The organism is Pseudomonas wayambapalatensis, from assembly GCF_049942315.1.
In the GTDB taxonomy this organism is placed as follows: Bacteria; Pseudomonadota; Gammaproteobacteria; order Pseudomonadales; family Pseudomonadaceae; genus Aquipseudomonas; species Aquipseudomonas wayambapalatensis.
Genome location: NZ_JBNFMU010000003.1, coordinates 1 through 1,373, shown reverse-complemented (window position 1 = coordinate 1,373; position 1,373 = coordinate 1). Strand labels below are relative to the sequence as shown.

1 protein-coding gene is annotated in these 1,373 nt (G+C 51.1%); it reads left to right on the top strand.

All coding sequences use genetic code 11. The features are described from left to right. Positions 1–118: 118 nt before the first annotated feature. A complete protein-coding gene (locus tag ACPZMI_RS00020) occupies positions 119–1,315 on the top strand; it encodes a DUF6708 domain-containing protein (RefSeq protein WP_426351412.1) in 1,197 nt (398 codons plus the stop codon). Positions 1,316–1,373 lie beyond the last annotated feature (58 nt).

Below are 1,373 nucleotides of genomic sequence, written 5' to 3'. Positions count from 1 at the left end.
ACGCGCTAGAAAAATGGTGCAGCAAATGCTGCTTCCGCCTTCAACTATCTCACAAAAGTTACGCCAAGGATGCAGAAGAACTTGAGGCTTTGTTCAGTGCGATAAGTGAGGCCATATAATGTATTTTGTTGAATGGCTCACATGGCTTGCCTATATTGATCCAAAAGAAGAGCGCGATGCTTTTGAAAAGCAACATAAGAAAATCAAAAGAAAAGCTTTATACGAAAGCGATGACCTGGAAATGCTCGAGTCCGCCAAAAAGCCTGCCTGCAACACACCCAAAAGTCGTGGACCAGTATATCTTTATAATGAACACATATTGGAAATGCGCTGCGGCATGTGGGAGGCTAAACGTGGACTTATCAGCCTGATCTCCGCAACCATTATATACACAATCGCCGCCTTTTTATTCATAGCGATAAAATCGCTGGCACTGCTAATTAAAATTGCGCAAAATAATTACGAAGAACCATATGGATCACGACTATTCATAGCACTCTTTGCAATCGCCATAGTCCTATTGATCTCATTACCCTACCTAAAGTATGGCCTGCGTATCACACGTCTGGAGATGTTCACATCCCGCCACTTGCTGATACGCTTCAACCGCACTACCCAACAAGTCTACCTGCATCGCCCAACATACTGTGGCGGTATCGTCACACTTCCTTGGCACGGGGTCACGTCTAGTGGCTCGGATAAAAAATACGCCGCTGCCGGTAGCTTGGGCCTTCCTTTGGATCTCGTGTGGCCACCCTCGTTCGCCGGCGCACTTCATCCCGAATTCATCTACGTAGGCAAGGCCACCAACAACTTCGCGGAACTGCAAGCCGAATGGGAGTTCATCCGCCGCTTCATGGATGAGGGGCCTGAGGGTTTGCCACGCCCTTCTATCACCTCGCACTTTCCCTGGCCCTGGCAGGCCTTCACACCTCAATTCGAAGGGATGACCCATTACTTTCGAAGAGCTTCTCGAATCACCAAGATCGGCCTGGTCTTGATCTCGCCCGCCTTCCTGATCATCGGAACCGGTCACTGGCTGAGCCTCATGCTGTGCTGGAAACCGCGCTGGCCCAAGATCATTCGTGAAGCCGGCCTACCCGGAAAGCCGGTTCCGCCATTCACCACCCTTGACGATTATCCACCGGATATCCAGGAACGCTTGCGCGAAAACGCGTACCTCTGGGCTGCTCGTCCAGGCAAGCGTCCGGAGAGAAAGAAACGCACCTCTACGCGTCAGCGAAAGACCGAAGTGGAAACCTCGACCGTCGAAAAGGATATCCCCTGTGAAACCCATCGTGCTGATCGGCCATAAACATGATTGCCCCCTTCATGGTAAGGGCGAAGTCATCTCCGGCACCTCCAGCCTCACA